Source organism: Streptomyces albidicamelliae, from assembly GCF_025642175.1.
Taxonomy (GTDB): Bacteria; Actinomycetota; Actinomycetes; order Streptomycetales; family Streptomycetaceae; genus Streptomyces; species Streptomyces albidocamelliae.
This window is the reverse complement of sequence record NZ_CP106796.1, coordinates 75,875-96,346: the sequence shown is the minus strand read 5'-3', so window position 1 is coordinate 96,346 and position 20,472 is coordinate 75,875. Positions and strand designations below refer to the sequence as shown.

The 20,472-nt window shown below is 74.4% G+C and carries 19 protein-coding genes and 2 pseudogenes; 9 read left to right on the top strand and 12 right to left on the bottom strand.

Translation table 11 applies throughout. The features are described 5' to 3' along the window. Positions 1–39 precede the first annotated feature (39 nt). The 4 genes and pseudogenes from N8I86_RS38490 to N8I86_RS38475 all read right to left on the bottom strand — a co-directional run bounded on the left by N8I86_RS38490 (position 40) and on the right by N8I86_RS38475 (position 3,172). Positions 40–749, bottom strand: a pseudogene (locus tag N8I86_RS38490) (2-phosphosulfolactate phosphatase). A gap of 339 nt (positions 750–1,088) precedes the next feature. Continuing rightward, a complete protein-coding gene (locus tag N8I86_RS38485) occupies positions 1,089–1,187 on the bottom strand; it encodes a zinc-binding dehydrogenase (protein ID WP_263280310.1) in 99 nt (32 codons plus the stop codon). A gap of 230 nt (positions 1,188–1,417) precedes the next feature. Continuing rightward, positions 1,418–2,062: pseudogene (locus tag N8I86_RS38480) on the bottom strand (NADP-dependent oxidoreductase); the annotation flags it as partial. Positions 2,063–2,104: 42 nt separating this feature from the next. Beyond that, positions 2,105–3,172: an alkene reductase gene (locus N8I86_RS38475; protein ID WP_263280295.1), complete on the bottom strand. Its 1,068-nt coding sequence runs from the start codon at positions 3,170–3,172 to the stop codon at positions 2,105–2,107. A 248-nt stretch (positions 3,173–3,420) separates the two neighbouring features. Between N8I86_RS38475 and N8I86_RS38470 the strand changes: the two genes are divergently transcribed. Then, complete coding sequence (locus tag N8I86_RS38470; protein WP_263280294.1) at positions 3,421–3,951, top strand: MarR family winged helix-turn-helix transcriptional regulator; 531 nt, start codon at positions 3,421–3,423, stop codon at positions 3,949–3,951. A gap of 768 nt (positions 3,952–4,719) precedes the next feature. Then, positions 4,720–5,064, top strand: a complete 345-nt coding sequence (locus N8I86_RS38465) for a MerR family transcriptional regulator (protein WP_073898833.1) — start codon at positions 4,720–4,722, stop codon at positions 5,062–5,064. A gap of 452 nt (positions 5,065–5,516) precedes the next feature. On the opposite strand, the gene N8I86_RS38460 is transcribed toward N8I86_RS38465, so the two are convergent. The 4 genes from N8I86_RS38460 to N8I86_RS38445 form a co-directional block, all read right to left on the bottom strand. After that, positions 5,517–5,969, bottom strand: coding sequence for a TetR/AcrR family transcriptional regulator C-terminal domain-containing protein (locus N8I86_RS38460; RefSeq protein WP_263280293.1), 453 nt, complete (start codon positions 5,967–5,969; stop codon positions 5,517–5,519). A gap of 376 nt (positions 5,970–6,345) precedes the next feature. Further along, positions 6,346–6,966 carry a TIGR03086 family metal-binding protein gene (locus tag N8I86_RS38455; protein ID WP_123439510.1) on the bottom strand — a complete coding sequence of 207 codons (621 nt, stop codon included), beginning with the start codon at positions 6,964–6,966 and terminating at the stop codon, positions 6,346–6,348. Positions 6,967–7,430: 464 nt separating this feature from the next. Beyond that, on the bottom strand, positions 7,431–7,868 hold the full coding sequence (locus N8I86_RS38450) for a subtilase-type protease inhibitor (RefSeq protein ID WP_073898841.1): 438 nt from the start codon (positions 7,866–7,868) through the stop codon (positions 7,431–7,433). A 961-nt stretch (positions 7,869–8,829) separates the two neighbouring features. Then, the gene (locus tag N8I86_RS38445) at positions 8,830–9,756 is read right to left on the bottom strand and encodes an NADP-dependent oxidoreductase (protein WP_073898843.1); all 927 of its coding nucleotides are present in this window, start codon (positions 9,754–9,756) and stop codon (positions 8,830–8,832) included. 143 nt (positions 9,757–9,899) lie between these two features. On the opposite strand from N8I86_RS38445, the gene N8I86_RS38440 reads away from it, so the two are divergent. Beyond that, positions 9,900–10,934: a GlxA family transcriptional regulator gene (locus tag N8I86_RS38440; protein WP_263280309.1), complete on the top strand. Its 1,035-nt coding sequence runs from the start codon at positions 9,900–9,902 to the stop codon at positions 10,932–10,934. A 786-nt stretch (positions 10,935–11,720) separates the two neighbouring features. Beyond that, positions 11,721–13,367 (top strand): M4 family metallopeptidase, encoded by a 1,647-nt coding sequence (locus N8I86_RS38435; protein WP_263280292.1) that lies wholly within the window; start codon positions 11,721–11,723, stop codon positions 13,365–13,367. A gap of 174 nt (positions 13,368–13,541) precedes the next feature. On the opposite strand, the gene N8I86_RS38430 is transcribed toward N8I86_RS38435, so the two are convergent. Beyond that, positions 13,542–14,135: a hypothetical protein gene (locus tag N8I86_RS38430; protein ID WP_263280291.1), complete on the bottom strand. Its 594-nt coding sequence runs from the start codon at positions 14,133–14,135 to the stop codon at positions 13,542–13,544. 140 nt (positions 14,136–14,275) lie between these two features. Here N8I86_RS38430 and N8I86_RS38425 point away from each other — a divergent pair, with 140 nt between their 5' ends. From N8I86_RS38425 to N8I86_RS38415, 3 genes are all read left to right on the top strand, one after another. Beyond that, positions 14,276–14,605: an ANTAR domain-containing protein gene (locus N8I86_RS38425; RefSeq protein ID WP_073898846.1), complete on the top strand. Its 330-nt coding sequence runs from the start codon at positions 14,276–14,278 to the stop codon at positions 14,603–14,605. A 340-nt stretch (positions 14,606–14,945) separates the two neighbouring features. Further along, positions 14,946–15,680: a L,D-transpeptidase family protein gene (locus N8I86_RS38420; protein WP_073898848.1), complete on the top strand. Its 735-nt coding sequence runs from the start codon at positions 14,946–14,948 to the stop codon at positions 15,678–15,680. Positions 15,681–16,221: 541 nt separating this feature from the next. Continuing rightward, on the top strand, positions 16,222–16,725 hold the full coding sequence (locus tag N8I86_RS38415) for a transglycosylase SLT domain-containing protein (protein WP_123439516.1): 504 nt from the start codon (positions 16,222–16,224) through the stop codon (positions 16,723–16,725). 172 nt (positions 16,726–16,897) lie between these two features. Here N8I86_RS38415 and N8I86_RS38410 read toward each other — a convergent pair whose 3' ends face one another. Beyond that, positions 16,898–17,194, bottom strand: a complete 297-nt coding sequence (locus N8I86_RS38410) for a hypothetical protein (RefSeq protein WP_073898852.1) — start codon at positions 17,192–17,194, stop codon at positions 16,898–16,900. Between the two features lie 94 nt (positions 17,195–17,288). Then, positions 17,289–18,188, bottom strand: a complete 900-nt coding sequence (locus N8I86_RS38405) for an NAD-dependent protein deacetylase (RefSeq protein WP_263280290.1) — start codon at positions 18,186–18,188, stop codon at positions 17,289–17,291. Positions 18,189–18,945: 757 nt separating this feature from the next. Between N8I86_RS38405 and N8I86_RS38400 the strand changes: the two genes are divergently transcribed. Further along, complete coding sequence (locus N8I86_RS38400; protein WP_123439519.1) at positions 18,946–19,305, top strand: STAS domain-containing protein; 360 nt, start codon at positions 18,946–18,948, stop codon at positions 19,303–19,305. Between the two features lie 59 nt (positions 19,306–19,364). On the opposite strand, the gene N8I86_RS38395 is transcribed toward N8I86_RS38400, so the two are convergent. Then, entirely contained in the window at positions 19,365–19,589 is a 225-nt protein-coding gene (locus N8I86_RS38395; RefSeq protein ID WP_123439520.1) for a hypothetical protein, read from the bottom strand. Between the two features lie 426 nt (positions 19,590–20,015). Between N8I86_RS38395 and N8I86_RS38390 the strand changes: the two genes are divergently transcribed. Then, entirely contained in the window at positions 20,016–20,375 is a 360-nt protein-coding gene (locus N8I86_RS38390; RefSeq protein ID WP_148088521.1) for a hypothetical protein, read from the top strand. Positions 20,376–20,472 lie beyond the last annotated feature (97 nt).

The following is a 20,472-nucleotide window of genomic DNA, read 5'->3' as shown; positions in this document are numbered from 1 at the left end:
CTCTTCCCGCCCGCCCCTGCGGCCGGCACGGCCGGTGCTCTACCGTGCGCGGTCGGCGGCGGATGCCGGGTCCGGTCGCGGCCGCAGCGGCCGCAGCACCGCCGTCCCGTCCTCCAGCCCCACTCGCATGGCGAAGTCGAACCGGTCGACGTCCAGGCAGAGTTCGGCATCGGCGGGGTGGGCACCGCGGCGCCGCCCGCCGCGCAGGTCGTCCGCGGCCGGGGAGGTACGCGCCCGGTGCAGGAAAGGTCCGGCGTCGGGGACGTCCCCGGCCAGGAGCCGGTCCAGGTAGGCGGCGCAGGCCAGGTCCTCGGCGGCGCGGCCCCCTCGCCGGTGGCGACGAACGTCACGCGGTCGGCGCCGGCCTGCGCCAGGGCCCGCGCCGTCGCGCCGGCCACGACGAAACTCGCGCACAGTGCCAGTTCCGCCTCGACGACCGCCAGGGCGCCGACGGTTCCCGCCGTGGTCTTCTGGATCACGGTGCGGCCGGCCAGGTCGGTCTCCCGGATCCGGCCGGGGGAGTTGACCAGGTCGAACCCGCTCGCCGGCGCACCGTCCTTGAGCGCGAGCCAGCCCGGGTGGGACGCCTTGATCCGCAGTGCCTCGCCCTGGTCGGCAGCGAGGACGATCTTGTCCGCCCCGCGGTGGAACGCCCATGCGGCGGTGGTGAACGCCCGCATCACATCGATCACCACGGCCACCTGCTCGGTGCCGTCCACCTCGGGTATGCCGACCACACGCGCGTCCATGCCGGGATCGTCGCAGCCCGCCGAAACAGGCGGCAAGAGGAGGGACTTGCTACGACGGCTGCCGCAACGCCCGCCGAGTGGCCGCCTGTTGACGACACCAGGGCGGCCACTCGCCCGGCATCCGCCCGTCCGGTGGCGGACCCGCCTCTGCCGTGGGCGGCCCGGACGGTGCGGTGCCCCGTGCGTTCCGCGGCTCCCGCCGCGGGCAGGCCGCCGCCCGGCCGGCCACCCGGGCCCGCGCCGTGCACACCGGCACGAAGGCGGGACCGGCGGACGAACAGGGGCGGCTGACCAGGGGAGTTGACGCGGACCGGCCCCGCAGGGGGCGGGCGGTGTGGGTCAGGGCAGCAGGACGGTCTTGCCGTGGTTGCGGTGGGCTTCGAGGTCGGCGTGTGCGGCGGCGGCCTCATCCAGGGGGTAGGTCCGCCAGACGGGCAGGGTGAGTGTGCCGGCCGCGGCCGTCCGGGCCAGTTCCGGCAGCGGGTCCTCGGCCCGGCCGCCCCGGCCGCCCCGGCCGCCCCGGCCGCCCCGGCGCCCCGGCCGCCCTGGCCGGCCGGGCCGGCCGGGGCGGTGCCGGCGCTGAAGCGGACGCCGTGCTCGGCGGCGGACATGTCGGCGATGGTGACGACGCGTGCGCTGTCGCCGGTCAGGGCGACGGAGTCGGCGAGGACCCCGGCACCGGAGGCGTCCAGGACGTAGTCGACTTTCCGGGGTGCCGCGTCCCGCACCCGCTGGGGCCAGCCGTCGCCGTAGCGGACCGCGGTGGCACCCAGCGCGGTGACCCGCTCCACGTCGTGCTCGCCGGCCGTGGCGACGACGGTGAGCCCGCGGGCGGCGGCCAGCTGCACCGCGAGGATGCCCACGCTGCCGCCGGCGCCGTGCACGAGCAGGGTTGCGCCCGCCCGCACGCCGAGTTCGCCCAGGACGCGGGCGGCGGTCCGGCCGACGGTGACCAGCGAGGCGGCGACCTCCCACGACAGGGCGGCGGGTTTGGCCACCGGCTCCTGCACCAGCGCGTACGCGGCGTAGCTCCCGCCGACGGTGGCCCCGAGGACCGCGTCGCCGACGGCCGCGCCGGCGTTCTCGCCGGCGGCGTCGACGACACCGGCCGCGTCCAGCCCGGGGACCATGGGGAAACGGACGGGGAACGCTCCGGCCATCGCACCGGAGCGGATCTTCAGATCCAGGGGGTTCACGGACGCGGCCCGCACCCGGATGCGGACCTGGCCGGGGCCGGGCTCCGGCAAGGGGACCTCGGCCGGCCGCAGCACCTCGGGCGCGCCGTACTCGGAGAAAGTGATCGCTCGGGACATCGGTCCCTCCAGGCGATGGGGGCAGGCGGTGGGGGCGGGCGTTCAGGCGGTGAGGGCGGGGTAGTCGGTGTAGCCGCGGTGGTCGCCGCCGTAGAAGGTGGCCGGGTCGGGGGTGTTGAACGGGCCGCCGGCGGCCAGGCGCCGGGGCAGGTCGGGGTTGGCGAGGAACAGCGCGCCGTAGGCCACCATGTCCGCGGCGCCCTCCTCGACCAGCGTGAGCGCGTCGGGGCCGGTGGCGTCGGGGTGGGTGAAGGGGTTGAGGACGAACGTGCCGGGCCAGGCCTTGCGCAGCCGCCCGGTCAGCTCGGCGTCCGGGCCCTCCAGCAGGTGCAGGTAGGCCAGGCCCAGGGGGGCGAGCCGGTCCAGCAGGGCGCCGTAGACCTCGCCCGGACTGGCCTCGGTGATGTCGTTGAAGGGGTTGCCCGGCGAGATCCGCAGCCCCACCCGCCGGCCGCCGACCGCCTCGGCCACGGCGGTGACGACCTCGACGGCGAAGCGGATCCGGCCCTCGCCGCCGCCCCAGGCGTCGGTGCGCAGGTTGGCGTTGTCGCTGAGGAACTGGTGGATCAGGTAGCCGTTGGCGCCGTGGATCTCCACGCCGTCGAAGCCGGCCGCGACGGCGTTGCGGGCCGCGGCCGCGAAGTCGGCGACGGTCTGCGCGATCTCCGCCTCGCCGAGCTCCTTCGGCGTCACGAACTCCTTCGGCCCCTCGTGGGTGTAGACCCGGCCCCGGGCGGCCACGGCCGACGGCGCCACCGGCACCAGGTGACCGGGCAGCAGGCTCGGGTGGCCGATGCGGCCGGTGTGCATCAGCTGCGCGAAGATCACGCCGCCCTCGCGGTGCACGGCGTCGGTCACCGTCCGCCACGCCCGCACCTGCCCCGGGGTGTGCAGGCCGGGGGTGTCGGGGTAGCCCTGGCCGACGGGGGAGGGCTGGATGCCCTCCGTGACGATCAGGCCGGCGCCGGCGCGCTGCGCGTAGTACGTCGCCATCAGCTCGGTCGGCTCGGCGCCCGCTCCGTAGGCGCGGCTGCGGGTCATCGGCGCCATCACGACGCGGTTGGCCAGGGGCGTGCCGCCCAGGACGATCGGGTCGAACGCGGTGGTCATAGGGCTCTCCTCGGTGATGCGTGGCGTGCGGGGGCCGGGCGTACCGGCGCCCCACCCATTGCCTGTCCGGACAAGTAAATCACTTGTCCGAACAGTAAACGCCCGCTGGTTCATTCCCCGGGGCCGGAAGCGACGCCATGAAACACCCATCTAGCTGCATCGATGCATTCCTGAAGAGGCGGGAAGCCCGTGGCGGGCCTCCGGTGAAAGGTAGAGTTGTCCTGTCCAAGCAGGAGAGTGAGGAAGAGATGGCCGAGTCGACACCTGACGCCGGGCAGGAAGCCGCGGCGGCGCCACAGGAGGCCACCGTCCCGGTCCCGGGCGCGGCCGGCGGCGGGCCGATCAGCCACGCCATCTTCCGACTCGCCCGCCTGCACCGCATGTTCGCCGGACAGCTGCTGCGCCGCATCGGCCTGCACCCGGGCCAGGAGCTGGTCATGATGCACCTGTGGGAACTCGGCCCCCAGCGCCAGATCGACCTGGTACGCCTGCTGGACTCCGACGCCGCCACCATGACCCGCACCGTCCGCCGCCTCGAACAGGCCGGCTTCGTGCGCCGCCGCGCCTCGCCCACCGACAAGCGGGCCTCCCTCATCGAACCCACGGCCGCCAGCCACGCCCTGCGCCGGGAGGTCGAAGAGGTCTGGAGCCGGCTGGAGGACTTCTCCACCGCGGGCTTCTCCGACGACGAACGCGCCGACGCCCTCGCCACCCTGGAGCGCCTGGAGCACAACCTCGTCCAGGCCGCCGCCCGGCCCATGGGGCCGGCGCAGCAGTAGAAGCCGCGGAGCGGCCCGAACGGCCAGGTCGCCTCAGCCGACGGCCCGGTGGACTCCTCCGCGGCCCGGTGGACTCCTCCGCGGTCCGGTGGGCTCCTCCGCGGGCCCGGTGCCGGGCTGTCGAGGGATGCTGAGGGCTGCCGAGGAGGGTGCGGGCGGTGTCCCGGGTGCGGTGGTGCCGGTGGGGCGGTGGGCATGCCTCACGACGCAAGCCCCGGCCGGGTCGTCGGCGGGTCGTCTCCGTATCGGTCACGTCGATCCGCCCGTCGATCCGTCCGGGCCCGGAGTCAACCGGGCGCAGCCCTCTTCCAGGTGTCTTCGGGGCAGGAGTCAGGGTGACGGCCACGGAGGAAATCTGTCGTGGCGAAGGTAGACATTGCCCAGCTACGGAGTTATCTTTTCTGGCGTACCCAGGAAGTCGACGTGGGCACGGATGAACGCCGTGCGAACAGGTCAGCGGGACGCGACCCGTGGGGTTGCGAGCAGTACCCGCGGTATGTAGCAGTGCCACCGAGTAGTCGAAGGTAAGGAGCAGAGCGCCATCAGGATCGCCCGGGCGAGGAGGTAGTCCGCTCGGGTACCGCAAGGCCCCGGATTGGAAGGTGGTCCCCGGTCACGCATCCGCGATCCCCGCAGCCCCGTCCTCCCAGGCGGACCCTGCGGACACAGAAGGCCGGCGCAGTCGGCCGGTAGATGGTGTTGAAAGCTCGGGGCCCGGGCCGCCGTACGGCGGCCCGGGCCCCGACGCGTCCGTGAAAGAAGAGGTTTATGCCCCCTGCCAGTACCCGGTCCGCCAGCAATCTCGACGACGACGACTACCCCGCCTACACCATGGGCCGGGCCGCCGAGATGCTCGGCACCACCCCCGCCTTCCTCCGCACCCTCGGCGAACACCGCCTGATCACCCCGTTGCGCTCCGAAGGCGGCCACCGCCGCTACTCGCGGTACCAGCTGCGCATCGCCGCCCGCGCCCGTGAACTCGTCGACCAGGGCACCCCCATCGAGGCCGCCTGCCGCATCGTCATCCTCGAGGACCAGCTCGAAGAAGCCCAGCGCATCAACGAGCAACTGCGCACCCAGGGCGGCCGGCCGCAGCCGAACACCCCAGCCTGACGCCGACAGAACGGGCAGAGCAGACCAGGCGCCGGGCAGAGCAGACCAGGCGCCCGTCCCGGCTCCGCGCCGGCCGCCTCCCGCCGGCCCGGAGTCGGTACCCACAGCACGACAGAAGGACCCCGGCACCCCCCTGCCGGGGTCCTGGCGCATCTCGGAGCCGCTCGACCACGGTCATCACGTCGGCGGCGTGGGCGGCCCGGCCCACCTCCCGCGGGGTGCCGGTCGCTCGCGCCGTGACCGCGCTGGTCCACGGCGACGGCACGGTGCCCCGGGCGGCAGGGCCCGGACGGGGCCGTCCCGCTCGCCCGCTCGCCCGGCCGGCCCGTGCGCCGGCACGACAGGCGGGCCGGTCGCGGCAGGCCGGACGGGCCCCGTCGCGCTCCACGATGCGCGCGGAGCAGGACAGGTGCTCCCCGTTCGGGCCGGGGCGGGGCGCTGCGCCGTGACGGTCAGCGGTAGGCGGCGGGGAAGGCGCGGACGCCGGCAGCGGCCCAGTTGCCGAGGTCGGCCTCCGTGTGCTCGGGCGAGCCGGTGCACATCGCCTTGTCCACCGGGATCCACAGCAGCAGGCCGGCGAAGTGGTGGGCGGCCGGCAGCGGATCGTCCACCCGCAGCAGCCGCTGGTCGGACAGGCGCGCGAAGGTGGCCGCCAGGGTCTCCAGGACCCGCTCGAACCCCTGCGTGTACCAGGCGGTGCCCAGCTCGGGGAAGGCTTCGGCGTTGGCGATGATCAGCCGCCGCAGCTGCAGCACCCGGGGCTGGGTGAGGGTGCCCACGAACCGGCGGGCGAGCCGGTTGAGGTTCTCGTCCAGCGAGGCGGCGTCGGCGGGGACGTCCGCCACCAGCTCGATCCTGGCGTCGACCTGGTCGCACGGCCACGCCAACGCCCTGGTGGCACACACCCTGGCCGAGGAGACCCCTGAGTAGCCCTCACCGCGCCGGGGCCGCCCGCCACCGGCCCCCCGGCGCACCCGGTGCCGCCTCCCGCGAGCCGGGGGGGGGCGGCCGGAGCCGTTCGGCGAACACGCCGTCACGGGCGTCGCCCACCCGGCGCGCACACCGCCGCCCGCCCCTCACCGCCGACCCGCCCCGTCCTGGCCGTCGCCGCGGCCCCGAGGCGCGCGCGGTACGGCCGGGAGGACCACTCCCGGCGTCGTGACCGGCGGCCGAGGCGACCGCGCCGGGCGCCCGCTGCGCCGCCCGAGGCGGGGCTGCGGCGCCCGGCCGCAGCCGCAGCGCACGCAAGGCGCTGTCGCGTGGTGGGCCGTGGGCATGGGCTCACCCGCGCACCGGCCACAGCTCCGGCCGCCTCCCCAGCAGCCGCAGCGTCTCCTCCAGCGCTCCCGCCCCCTCGGCCTCCCCGGCGGGTGCGGGCACCACGGGGGCGAAGGCGGAGCCGGGCCCCCGCAGGGCCGGGTCGGCCGGGACGCGCCGGGCGACGGCCAGTGCCGCACGCAGCACCTCGTCCGGCAGAAGGACCTCCACGCCGAGGGTGACGGCGACGTCCCAGGCGTGCACCACGTAGTCGACCAGATGGAAGCCGACGGCCCGGCGGCCGGGGACGGCGCTGCCCAGCTCCGGCAGCACGAACTCCCTTTCCAGGACACCCGGTTCACCGAAAGCGTCGAGAACGGCCGTCGCGGCCGCGCGGTGCACCCGTGCCGGCTCGCCCCTGTCCCGCGGTTCCTGCCAGCGGGCGGCCTCGTGGCCCAAGCCCCGCGCGGCGGCCGCGAAACCGTGGTGCTGAGCCGCCATGTGCGCCACGAGCCGACGCAGCGTCCACCCCGCACACGGGCTGTCGCGTCCCCAGTCGTCGTCCCCCGCCAGATCCACCACCCGCACCGCCTCCCGTACCGCGATCCGGTCCCACTCGACGATGTCCGCTGCGTGACGGGTCATGGACCCGAGCCTAAAACTGCACGAACGACCGTGCTATCTGCTTTTCGGCGGCCCACCACCGGCCCAAAACCCGCACTATTCGGGGGACTTGGGGGCCTGATGGGGGTCGGGGGGAGCCGGTGGCGGCTGCCCGCACACGGACCGTGATGCCGCTGGCCGCCTCCGATCAGTGCCCCGAACTCGAAGGCGGGTCGGGGCACTTCGGTGTCCGCCCGCGGGCCGCCCGCTTCGGCGCAGGTGCGCTGACACCCGTGGCCGCGAGCTCCAGCGATGCCTCGGACAGCCGCCACACCCGCCCGATCCCCGCGGGCTCCGCCACCGCTGGACGCGCCACCCGCTCGACGCGCCCGTCGTAACGCGCCGTGGACATGCCCCTGCCTGCCACGCGGGAACACTGGCGCGCGGCAGGCAAGGGCCACTTCCGGGCAGGGCCGGGAAGCCGGGGCGGGGGAGCGCCCGCGGGATCAGAAGTTGAGCAGGCTGCTCTGCTCGACGGCGTTGTTCATTTCGCAGGAGTTCGCAAAGGTGTGTTTCCACGAAGTGCGCGTGCCCTGCCAGACACCGTCGACCGTGACGGTGACGGGCGACCACAGCCGCGTACACGCCTGGCCGGGCGCCGTGGACAGCAGCGAGTCGAACTGTCCGCCGGCGGCGCGCAGGTCGGCGCAGGCCCCGGCGGGATCGGGATGGGTGCCGCCGGCGCCGGGCATGCAGCTCAGGGTGACGGCGCGAGCTGCGGTGTCGGTCGTCCCGCCGGGGTGGGTCACGGTCAGGACCAGGGCCGAGGGCGCGTACAGGCCGGCCGGTGCCGCGGTGGCGGTGACCGAGGTGACGGCGAGCGCTCCACCGATCAGGGCGGTGGCTGCCGCGGCGGTGACGGCGAAGCGCAGGTTCGTGCGCATGAAAGCTCCTTCGTGAGGGTCGACGGCCTTGTGGGCCGGGAGCAGCTTCGCCTGAGCAACGGGGCAAGGCCAGTTGACGGACCGTGTTTGAGACGTGCCCTCTCTGTGTGCGGGGTGTGAACGCCGTGTGGGCAGGTCACGGCCACGGCCCACCTGCGGCAGATCTCCATTCAGTTCGGACTAGTGTGAATCTGACTAGTCTTGAGGGGGTGAAAGGCCAGGTCGCCATGGTCGTCACACCCCGCAGAATGGCCGGAAGTCAGGGCGTATCCGCCCCCACGGCGGCGCAGTGCCGCGCCCGGCGCACCTGACACACCCTCACCGGCCCGGCGAAGCAGGGGTGTCCGCCGGCCCCGTGGGACATGTGCGGGGGCGAGACCGATCGGGGGGTGGGGGAGCGGCGTGGCCGCACCGCGGGCCGAAGGCGATCCGGCGGGCACCGCGCCGGGCCCGTCCCCGGCGCGGTGCAGGTGCGGTTCACCGACGTGGTCGGGCGCGGATACCGCTGGGCGTCGACATGCCGGGCGCCGGCACGGCCGGGCGTCGCCGCCGGGCGGCCGACGAGACCACCGCCCCCGGCACCGCGGGCGTCCTGGGACCCGCAGCGCGCCCTCCCCGGCACCGCACACACCGGCCGCGAACACCCGCCGGCAGCAGCAGGCCCCCGGCCACCGCTGCTCGCACCGCCCCCGCGCGAGCCGCAGCTCTCCCACCACCGAAGACACTCCCGGCGCGAGCCGCAGCCCAACCCCCGCGCGAGCCGCCACTCCCGCGCGAACCGCTACCCCGAAGCCCCGAGCCGCCCCCACCCGGCAACGCCCGGAGCCCCAGGACCTGCCGGTCCCAGGGCTCCAGTCCCACTCCACCTGCCCGCAGCCGACCCGGCCGACCCGACCCGGCCACCCCAGCCGACCCAGCCGACCCGGCCAACCTGACCCGGCCAACCTGACCCGGCCGGCGGTCAGACGACGCTCAGGACGATCTTCCCGGTGGTGCGGCCCTGCTCACCGATCTCGTGCGCCTTCGCGGCCTCGGCCAGCGGTACGACGGTCTCCACCACGGGCGTGAGCGCGCCCCGCTCGGCCAGGGCGGCGATCTCACGCAGGCCCAGGTGGTCGGGCTCGACCAGCATCCACACCGCCCGCACGTGCTCGGGGACGTCGGCGGGGACGTCGTCGGGGCCGGGCAGGGTGATCAGCCGGCCGCCCGGGCGCAGCACCTTCAGGGACCGCTCGGCGTTCTGGCCGCCGAGCCCGTCCAGCACCACGTCGACGTCCCCGACGGCGTCCTCGAAGCGGACCGTGCGGTAGTCGATCACCTCGTCCGCGCCCAGCTGCCGCAGCAGGTCGTGCTTGCCGGCGCTGGCCGTGCCGATGACGTACGCGCCGCGGGCCTTGGCGATCTGCACGGCCAGGTGGCCGACCCCGCCGGCCGCCGCGTGCACCAGCACCCGCTCACCGGCGCGCACCTGGGCGGTGTCCACCAGGGCCTGCCAGGCGGTCAGCGCGGCCAGCGGCAGCGCCGCCGCCTGCACGTGGGTGAGGTTCGCCGGCTTGGGCGCCAGGTGGCGGGCCGGGGCGACGACGTACTCGGCGTAGGCGCCGGCCTGCCGCGGGAACAGCGGCATGCCGTAGACCTCGTCGCCGGGGCGGAACATCCCCACGCCCGGTCCGACGGCCTCCACGGTGCCGGAGACGTCCCAGCCGACCGCCGGAAGAGCGCCCCACTCGATCAGGGCCCCGCTGGCCCGGGTCTTGAAGTCCACCGGGTTCACTCCGGCCGCGTGGACCCGCACCAGGACCTCGTTCAGTCCCGGCTCGGGCCGGGCGACCTCGCGCTCGACGAGCATCTCCGGTCCGCCCCACTGCTCCACGACCACCGCACGCATGCTGTCCGCCTCACATTTCGTCTCGATCGGATACCGGCCGCCCGGGCCTCTCCCGGGGCGACGTGAGTCCACGATCCGGCACCCGCCCCCACCATGGTGTTGGCCGTTTGGCCACTATGTGACAGGATCTGGCCATGAGCGAGATGCAGTGGCCGTGCACCGACCCCCGCCCCGACCGGAGCGCCGACGCGGCCGGACGGCACCGCATCGCCGTCCTCGCCCTGCCCGGCGTCCCGCCCTTCGAGCTCGGCATCCCCTCCCGCGTCTTCGGCAGCGTCCTGGACGACGGCGGACGCCCGCTGTACGAGGTCACCGTCTGCACCGCCGACGGCGCCCCGGTCCTCAGCGACGCCGGGTTCACCGTGCAGCCCGCGGCCGGCCCCGAGGCCCTGGCCGCCGCGGACACCGTGATCGTCCCGCCCACGCACGCCATGCCCGAGCTGGGCCGCGGCGGCCCGCTGCCGCCCGAGGTCACCGCGGCCATCGCCGGCATCCGGCCCGGCACCCGCCTGGTGTCCATCTGCACCGGCTCCTACGTCCTGGCCGCCGCGGGCCTCCTCGACGGCCGGCCCGCCACCACCCACTGGAACCTCGCCCCCGAGTTCCGCCGCGCCTACCCCCGCGTCAAGGTCGACGAGGAGGTCCTCTTCGTCGACGACGGCGACGTCCTGACCTCCGCGGGCGTCGCCGCCGGCGTCGACCTGTGCCTGCACATGATCCGCCGCGACCACGGCGCCGCCGCCGCCAACCGCGCCGCCCGCATGTGCGTCGTACCGCCCTGGCGGGACGGCGGCCAGGCCCAGTACATCGACCGCCCGGTGCCCGAACCCACCGTCGCCACCACCACCGCCACCCGCGCCTGGGCCCTGGAACACCTCTGCGAACCCCTCTCCCTGAACCGCCTGGCCGAACACGCCCGGATGAGCCTGCGCTCCTTCACCCGCCGCTTCCGCGACGAGGTCGGCATGACCCCCGTGCAGTGGCTCACCGCACAACGCCTGGAACTGGCCAAGCAGTTGCTGGAGACCACCGACCTGTCCATCGACCTGGTCGCCCACCGCTCCGGCTTCGGCTCCGCCAACTCCCTGCGCGCCCACATGCGCGCCGCCTTCGGCGTCTCACCCGCCGCCTACCGCCGCACCTTCCACCCCAACGACCTGCTCGAAGCCGGCGCCTGAGGACACATCAACCCCGCACACACCCGCCCCGCGGACCGGCCGGGATGTGTGTGCGAGACGGTCGGACGTGTGCGGGATGTGTGCGGGCCGGCCCGTGCGACCGCCGCTGCGGTGACCACCCCGTGAAGGGGACGTGGGGGAGTTGTCGTATCTGGTCCTCCCGCGTAGCCCGCGGCGACGCGACTGGGGTTTTCTCGTGTGTGCATCTCCAACCCCCCACACTTCATGGAGACTTCATGCGCCCCACCGCTTCCGGCCTGCCCGCCGCACGGCTCCGCCTGCTGTGCCAGGGATGCCCGGGACGCACCTGACCGCCGCCGGGCCCACGGACGCGCACGCCCGCACCGGCACCCCCGCCTGCGCGAGGTGACAGCCGGGAACCGTGCGGCACGACCACAACAGCCGCTACAGCCATAGCTACGGCTACAGCTACAGCTGCGGCTGCGGCTGCCGTCCGCCCCGGCCCGGTGAGGCACTGACCGCCCGCACCCGCCCGCATCCGCCCGCGGTCCACCCACGGCACCCCCGCCCGTCGCGGCGCCCCGCGATCGGCGGCACCCGCGGCCGCACACAACATGTGCGCGCCGCCGCTCCCACCTGCCGTTTTCCCCGCTCGCGCAGGTCGGCCGATTCTCGACCGGCAGCACCCGGCAGGTAGTGACATGAGCACGTCATAAGTGTCAGTCTCTGTCCACCCGCTGTACGAGCACGATCCATCCCATGTCCGCCCGGGCCGGCCCCACACCGGCCAGGCGGCGTACCCCCCACAACAAGGAGCCTTTGTTCGTGAGCCTCCTCAACGTGCGTCACCCGCGCACCACTTTGGCCATCGCCACCGCGGTGGCGGCCGGCGCCCTGCTCTCCACGGGCCTGGCCGGCAGTGCCTCCGCCCAGATCCCGGCAGAACCCGCGGCCGCGAAGCCGCTCGCCGCGGCCCCGACCACCCTGTCGGCCGCCGCCCGCACCACGCTGATCCACAAGGCGCAGGCCGGCGCCGCCGGCACCGCGCAGCGCATAGGCCTCGGCGCCAAGGAGAAGCTGGTCGTCAAGGACGTCGTCAGGGACACCGACGGCACCACCCACACCCGCTACGAGCGCACCTACGCGGGCCTGCCCGTGCTCGGCGGCGACCTCGTCGTCCACACGGCCAGGTCCGGCAAGAGCGAGGGCGTCACCAGAGCGACCACCTCCGCCATCAAGCCCGCCTCGCTCACGCCGCGGATCTCCGCCGCCCACGCCGAGAAGCAGGCCGTCTCCGCCGCCAGGACCCTCGGCTCCGCCAAGTCCTCCGCCACCGGCGCACGCAAGGTGATCTGGGCCGCCTCCGGCACACCCGTCCTCGCCTACGAGACGGTCGTCGGCGGCCTCCAGGACGACGGCACCCCCAACGAGCTGCACGTCGTCACCGACGCCGCCACCGGCAAGAAGCTCTTCCAGTACCAGGGCATCGAGACCGGCGTCGGCAACACCCAGTACAGCGGCAAGGTCGACCTGACCAGCACCCAGTCCGGATCGTCGTACACCCTCACCGACGCAAGCCGCGGCGGCCACAAGACCTACAACCTCGACCACGGCTCCGACGGCACCGGCAAGCTGTTCACCCAGGACAGCGACACCTGGGGCGACGGAAAGGCCTCCAACGCGGGCACCGCCGCCGCGGACGCCGCCTACGGCGCCCAGGAGACCTGGGACTTCTACAAGAAGACCTTCAACCGCAGCGGCATCAAGAACGACGGCGTCGGCGCCTACTCCCGCGTCCACTACGGCAACGCCTACGTCAACGCCTTCTGGGACGACAGCTGCTTCTGCATGACCTACGGCGACGGCACCAAGGACGCCGCCCCCCTCACCTCCCTCGACGTCGCCGGCCACGAGATGAGCCACGGCGTCACCTCCAACACCGCGGGCCTGGAGTACTCCGGTGAGTCCGGCGGCCTCAACGAGGCCACCAGCGACATCTTCGGCACCGGCGTGGAGTTCTACGCCGACAACGCAACCGACGTCGGCGACTACCTCATCGGCGAGAAGATCGACATCAACGGCGACGGCACCCCGCTGCGCTACATGGACAAGCCCAGCAAGGACGGCGGCTCCGCCGACTACTGGTCCGCGGACGTCGGCGACAAGGACGTCCACTACTCCTCCGGCGTCGCCAACCACTTCTTCTACCTCCTCGCCGAGGGCAGCGGCGCGAAGAAGATCAACGACGTCAGCTACGACTCGCCCACCAAGGACGGCTCCACCGTCACCGGAATCGGCCGCGACAAGGCCCTGCAGGTCTGGTACAAGGCGCTGACCACGTACTTCACGTCCAAGACCGACTACAAGGCGGCCCGCGAAGGCACCCTGAAGGCGGCGACGGACCTGTACGGCGCGGACAGCACCGAAGCCAAGACGGTCGCCGCGGCCTGGACCGCGGTCGGCGTCGGCTGACACCCCGCACCCCACCGGGGCGGCGCCCGGGGAACCCATCCCCCGGACGCCGCCCCGCCCCGCACCGCCGGTGCGCCGCCCGCCCCCGCACCGCCGGTGCGCCGCCCGCCCCCGCACCGCCGATGCGCCGCCCGGCCCGCGCCGGTGCGAGGCCCGCGAGGCCCGGCGCACACCTCACCCGCCCGGTCCGGCAGCAGGCGCCGTATCCTCCCCGTCCGGCCCGTCCGGGGCCTCGGTCATGAACTCGGCGACCAGTTCCGCCGGGTTGGCGGCGGACGTCAGTGCGAACATCGCGTCCGGGTCGAACATGTCGTACAGGATCACCGGGACCGGCCGTCCCAGCGCCCGGGCGATGACGCCGTCCTCGTGCAGATGCCGGGCCGCCGCGACGCACACCCGGGCGAACCACGCGGCCAGCCGCTCGCCGCGTTCCCCCGGCTCGCCGTCGTCCTCGTACCACAGCCCCCGCGCCTGGGCCTCCCGCCGGTGCCGGGCGGCGCCGTCCGGGTCACACCCGACGCTTTTCACCCCTTCGAGTCCCGTCCGCGGGAAGAAGGCGTAACTCCAGCGCGCCTCCCACGCGTTCGACGCCGACCCCGCCGAGGCGGCCGCGTCGGCCTCGGTGGTGTAGCCGATCGCCACGTACGGAAACCGCGGATCCTGCTCGACGCTGTCGATCCGGAACGTCACCGCGTAGATCCCGCCGTCCGCCGCAAACCCGGCGACGACCTCACCGGCCGCCCGCCGCACGTGCTCCTGGAACGTCATACGACCCCCTCCTCGGCCCAGGCCGAACACCCCCGGCCCCGCCCCGGGCGGGGGCTCCTCCGGTGGCGGTAGCGCAGAGCTTTGCGGCGCCGACACCTGGGTAGCAGCGACATTGTTCCGCTACTCGCTGAGGTGATCACATGCGGTTCTACCGACTCGGGCAGGCCCCGGGGGAACCGCTCGGCGCGGTGGACGACACGCACGGCGACGAGGGCGTCCTGCTCAGGGCGGAAGTCGAGCACCTCCGCCACGAGGTCGCCGTGCGCTCGCGGATCTGCATGGCGGAGGGCGCCGTGGCCGTGCTCGGACACCTGCCCGTCGAGCAGGCCGCAGCAGTACTGCGCGACGTCGCGCACACCCTAGGCCTGGACCTGCACCGCGTCGCGGAACACGTACTGACCCTGGTCCAGGGCACCGGCACGCCCACCGCCGTGGTCGACGAACTGCGGCGGGCCCTGGACCGGGCCTGAACCAGGGACCTTGCGATCGATCCCCCCCGGCCCCGCCCTGCCCACGGAGGCCGGGCACGCGCCGCAGGCGCCGCGGGGGCAGGGGCGGCCCGTCGCGCCCGGCGGGCCAGCGACGCGGCGGAGGCGGGGACTTGGAAGGAGCGGCCCGTCGTACGCCCGGCGGGCCAGCAGTGCGGCGGAGGCGGGGACTTGGCGCGGCAAGCGGACCCGGACCGGGCCGGCGCCCCCCCTGCTGGGGGCGGTTGGGCCGGATGCCGCGTCCGGATGCGAGGGGCGTACGCCGCGTCACAGGATCTGCACCATGCGGATGTTCACGGTGACCCCGTCCCCTCGTCGGCCGATGCGGCGCGGCGGAGCACGGCACGCCATAGGCGCCGTCCTCGCCTGCGGCGTCCTGCTGACCGCCGCCACGGCGTGCGGCCAGGGTGCCGAGCGGAAGGTCGCCGGCGGCGCGCCCGGCGCCGCGTCGGCCCGCCCCGGCCAGGCGGTCGGCATCCGCCTTCCGGGGGTCGGCGAGCGGATGTCCCGTCAGCTGCCCCCCGACACCGGGCAGGCCGTGGTCGTCTACGGCGAAGGCCCCGATTCCCCCGACAGCCTCGCCGTCCTGTACGAGAAGCAGGGCTCGGCCTGGTACCGGACGCAGAGCTGGCCCGCGCACAACGGCAGACTGGGCTGGACGACGGACCACCGCATCGACGACGAGCACAGCCCCGTCGGCGTGTTCACCCTCACCGACGCGGGCGGCACCCGCACCGACCCCGGCAGCCGGCTGAGGTACTGGTACGACGACAACGCCTACGCCGCCATGCTGAACCCCGAACCCGCCCACGCCCATGACTTCGACTACGTCATCGCCATCGACTACAACCGGCTCAAGGGCGCACCGCCGTTCGACTGGAACCGCCCCGACGGCGTGGACAAGGGCGGCGGGATCTGGCTCCACATGGACCACGGCGACGGCACGTCGGCCTGCGTCACCGTCCCCGAGCCCGGCATGAAGACCCTCCTGCGCACCCTGGACCCCGCCCGGCACCCGGTCGTGGTGATGGGCGACCGCGAACGCCTGCGGTCCTGACACCGGCGAGAAGGCCGTCCGCCGCTGCGGCGCGGTGCGATGCGGTGTGGTGCGGCGCGATGCGATGCGGTGTGGTGCGGTGCGGTCCTGCCCGGTCCTGCCCCGCCGCCGGTGCACGGTCGGCGACCCCGCGGACGCGGACCGTGACACTCCGGCCGGCTCGCACCCCCCTCGGGAGGGAGGCGAGCGGCCGCTCCGGGGGCCGCTGCGGGGCCGGATCCACCGGCCGAGGGGTGATGAGCCCCATAGGAGCCATGTCACGTCCTATCCGGGGCCGTAGGTCCGCGCCGCCCCGAGCAGGAAGAAAAGCCCCTCGATGCCCGATTTAAGATGTTTCTCCGAAAGTGGGTAGTACGTCACATTCTTGCGTGGGGTTCCGCGGGTCGCTAACCATGTTGGTCGTTGCCGCAAGCCGCTGGCCGACCGGGCGTTGATCGCCGGACGTGCCCGCTGGAGCGTGCAGCAGGGCTCGCCCCGACGCCCTGCAGGCCGCGACCGGATATCCGGCCGGCGCCTCGACGACGTCCCACAGGAGAGTCCCTTGACCGCGATCACCGCTTCCCGCCGTCTTGCCCGCCTCGCCGTGACCGGCCTCGCCACGACCGGTGCCGCTGCCGCCGCCCTCACCCTGGTGCCGGCTTCCGCGCAGGCCGCCGAGGCGCCCAAGGCCGCGCACAGCGCCGCCGCCCCCGCGCGTGACGGCCACGCCGACGCCGCTGGTGCCGGCAACAACCTCGACGGCTGGATCAAGCAGTCGCTGGCCATCATGAAGAAGAAGGGCATCCCCGGCAGCTACGAGGGCCTGCACCGCAACATCATGCGTGAGTCCAGCGGCAACCCCAACGCCCAGAACAACTACGACGTCAACGCGAAGAACGGCACCCCGTCCAAGGGCCTGCTGCAGGTGATCGACCCCACCTTCAACGCCTACCACGTCGACGGCACCGCCCACAGCTCCACCGACCCGGTGGCGAACATCACCGCGGCCGCCAACTACGCCGCGCACCGCTACGGTTCCATCGACAACGTCAACTCCGCGTACTGAGCCACCCCGTGGTTCTGGAGCCCGGCGCGGCGGCACGACGACACGCGCCCGCGCCCGCTCCACCGCAGGACACGGGCACGGGCCGCGAGCGCCGGCCCGGGCCGCGCCCGGCACCGCGCGAACCGTCTCGACGTGAAGCGTGTCGACGCGAACCGTGTCGCCGTGAACCGTCTCAACCGTCCGGGTTGAGCTCCGCGTACAGCATCTCCGTCAACTCGGCGGCCTCGGGCGCGCGCGGGTCACCGGGAACCTCGTAGTACCCGCCCAGGGTGGCGATCACGTCCCGCCGGGAGCCGTCGTACTCGTGCTCGTGCCGGCGGTCCTCCCGCTCCCCGGACGTTCGGGGGTCGGCGGTCTGCCACCACCACACCCTGTCCCGGATCTCGTCCTTGGACAGGGGCCCGTCCAGGACGATGTCCCTGCCCTGGACCTTTCCCGTGATCCTGGCGGAGTTCGCCTCGATAGCCATGCGCCGCGTCTCCCTTCACCGGCCAGATCAGCGGCTACCCGCGAACCGCGGCCGCAGCGCCTCGCACGCGGCCCGGATGTTTCCTCCGGGCGGATCAGGCCGCGCTACGGCCGTCGAAGGGAAGGTCCAGCCGGCCGGCCACGGCGGTCAGGGCCGCGCCCAGGGGAAGCGCGACGCGGGTGAGGGCGTGCCGGTCGCCGCGGGTCGGATCCCGGTTGACGACCAGGACGGGCTTGCCTGCCTGGGCGGCCTGGCGGACGAACCGCAGCCCGGACATCACCGTCAGCGAGGACCCCAGGACCAGCAGCGAGGCCGCTTCCCGCACCAGCGCGCGGCAGTGCTCGACCCGCTGCGGGGGAACGGCTTCCCCGAAGAACACCACGTCCGGTTTGAGGACGCCGCCGCAGACCGTGCAGGGCAGCACCTGGAAGTCGCCGACCTGCGCGTCGGTGAGGTCGGCGTCACCGTCGGGATTGATGCCGGAGGCCACCGGATCGAAACCGGGATTGGCCGCCTCCAGGCGCCGGGCGAGTTCACGGCGCGCGCTGAGGGCACCGCAGGATAGGCAGACCACCCGGTCCAGGCTTCCGTGGAGTTCCACGACGTCCTCACTGCCCGCCGCCTGGTGCAGACCGTCGACGTTCTGCGTGATCACCCCCGCCAGCAGGCCGTGCCGCGCGAACGCGGCCACCGCCCGGTGGCCCGCGTTGGGCCGGGCACGGCCGAAGGTACGCCAGCCGAGGTGGCTGCGCGCCCAGTACCGGCGCCGGGCCTGGGCACCGGCGAGGAAGTCCTGGTAGGTCATCGGGGTGTGCCGGCTCAGGCTGCCGCCCTCACCCCGGTAGTCGGGGATGCCCGACTCCGTGGAGATGCCCGCCCCGCTGAGCACCAGCACCCCGCCCGCGCGCAGCGCATCGGCGACCGGCCCCACGTCCGTGGTGCCCGGCGGCCAGTCGTCGGCAGGGGTCCAGCTCAACGTCGGGCGCATGCGCATGCCGCCAGGGTACGAAACGACTGTTCGGACCGGGCATAGCCGGCCCCGCGACCGGACGCGCCCCCCGGCTCCGAGACCGGACGCGCCCCCCGGCTCCGAGACCGGACGCGCCCCCGGCTCCGAGACCGGACGCGCCTCCCCGGTCCCGCGACCGGACGCGGCCTGCGGCGCATCGAGCCGACGGGGGCCGGCTCGCCGCGCCGGACAGGGGGCGGGCCCCGGCACCGTATAAGGGAAGGGCCCGCCGGCTCATGCCGCCGCCGTCCCGGTCACCTGCCCCGGCCCCGCAGACCTGCCGGCCACCGGCCCCGCCGCCCCCCTCAGCGCCGGCCGTGTACAGCCCGCCCCCTTTGGCATCCCCGGGGCCACTCCCGGTGGTCGCGGCCGTCCCGCGCGGGGCACTGCGGCGGGGCGCGCGCCGTGTGGCCGGCGAGGCGGCCGCCTGCGGACGTGCGGGGAGCCGGGCGGATCCGGCCGCCTTCGCACGGCCGTTGCGGGCGCGCGGCCTCAAAGGGGTGGCCCGGACAGGGCACTCTGGTGCCGGTTGCCTCGATGTGACACGCTCGGAGGAGAACCAGCCTGGTCTGGTGGGAGACCCCGCGCCGCCGTGAGGTGACAGCGCAGCCAGGTGGCCGGTGGATGGTGCGGGTGGTCTTGCTCGGCTGTGATGCGGCACCGTATGCCGCGCGCTTGACGGCCTACTTCCGGCAGTGGGAGCCGACCGTGATGGGCTTAGATCCCGAACGGTGGTTTCCCCATGCCGTCTTTCGACGTGCACGTCAGCGACCTTCTCGAGCGAACCGTGGTCACGGTGACGGGCGAACTGGACTTCGACACCTGCCCGCGGGTCACCCGGGTGACCGACGCGGTGCACATCCGCAACCGCACCCTCTGCCTGGACCTCGCGGGTGTGCCGTTCCTGGACGCCAGCGGCCTGGGCCTCCTCCAAGGCCTGCACCGGCACACCGACGCCCAGGGCGGACTCCTCCTCCTGTCCGGCCTGCAGGCCCAGCCGCGACGGGTCCTGGAACTCACCGGAACCCGCACGCAGTTCCGTGTGACGACGGCTCGCCTCGGCACCACCGCCCACCTGCCCCCGCACCACGCCTCGCCATGACGGCGGGCCGGCCCGCCGGTCTCCGTGCCGCACGCCCGCCGCGGACCGGCGGGAGCCGGCTACACCTCGCCGGTGGCGAACAGTTCGAGGTGCCCGCACTTGGGGCAGCGGTAGGCCGCTATCTGCCGCCGGGGCCGGCCCAACCGCTTGGCGCCCCCGAAGATCCCCCGCTCCAACGCGCCCTCGATCCAGCGCGCGTACCCGCGTGAGTGCTCGCCGGCGTCCTCGATGAAACCCTCCGTCAGACCGACGGTGCCGCAGTGGGTGCACGTGTAGGAGTTCATCCCGCGAGTGTAGGAAACAGCCCGGCCGCCACCGTGGGGCCGTCCGGCGGCGCTTGCCGTTACGGCCGGTGCTACCGCCGCCACGGCCGCTACCGGCGCTACCGGCGCTACGGCCGCACGACGGCCGCCCGCGGCACCGAAGCCGCGTTGCGGCACAGAACTCAAATCCGGCGGCCGGCGCGCGCCTCCCGCCCTCCTGCGGCTTCCCGCCCTCCCGCGGCTTCCCGCCCTCCCGCGGCTTCCCGCCCTCCTGCGGCTTCCCGCCCTCCTGCGGCTTCCCGCCCTCCTGCGGCTTCCCGCCCTCCCGCGGCAGGCCGCACCACCGCTCCACCCAGCCCCCCGGAAAGTACCGAGGCCGTCCCCGCGGACGTGCCCCCCGTGGGGGCGCGGCCGTGTCCCGGATGGCAGCATCAGGGGGTGTCCGTCATGAGCAAGCTCCAGATCAAGCCCGGGCAGAGCGTCGTCGTCCTGGGCAAGCCCGACGACCTTCCCCTGGAGGTCGAAGCCGCGGGCGGGGTGGCCGCGGGCGACGCGGCGTCGGCCGACGCGGTGCTCGTCTTCGTGACCGCCTCCGGCGACCTTCTCGGGGCGGATGCCCGGGCGGTGCTCGACGCGGCGCGCCGTGACGCCCTCGCCTGGGTGGCCTACCCCAAGGGCGGGAAGCTCGGCACGGACCTCAACCGCGACACCCTGGCCGCCGCGCTCTCCGCGCACGGCGTACGCCCCGTGCGGCAGATCGCCGTCGACGACACCTGGTCCGCGCTCCGCTTCCGCCCCGGCGTCTGACCGCCGGACGTCCCGCCGACGGCAGGGCCGAAGACCCCGGCGCGCGTGGCACACGTCCGCGGCCGCCGTCCGCGGGCTACCGTGGCGGCCTGCTTCG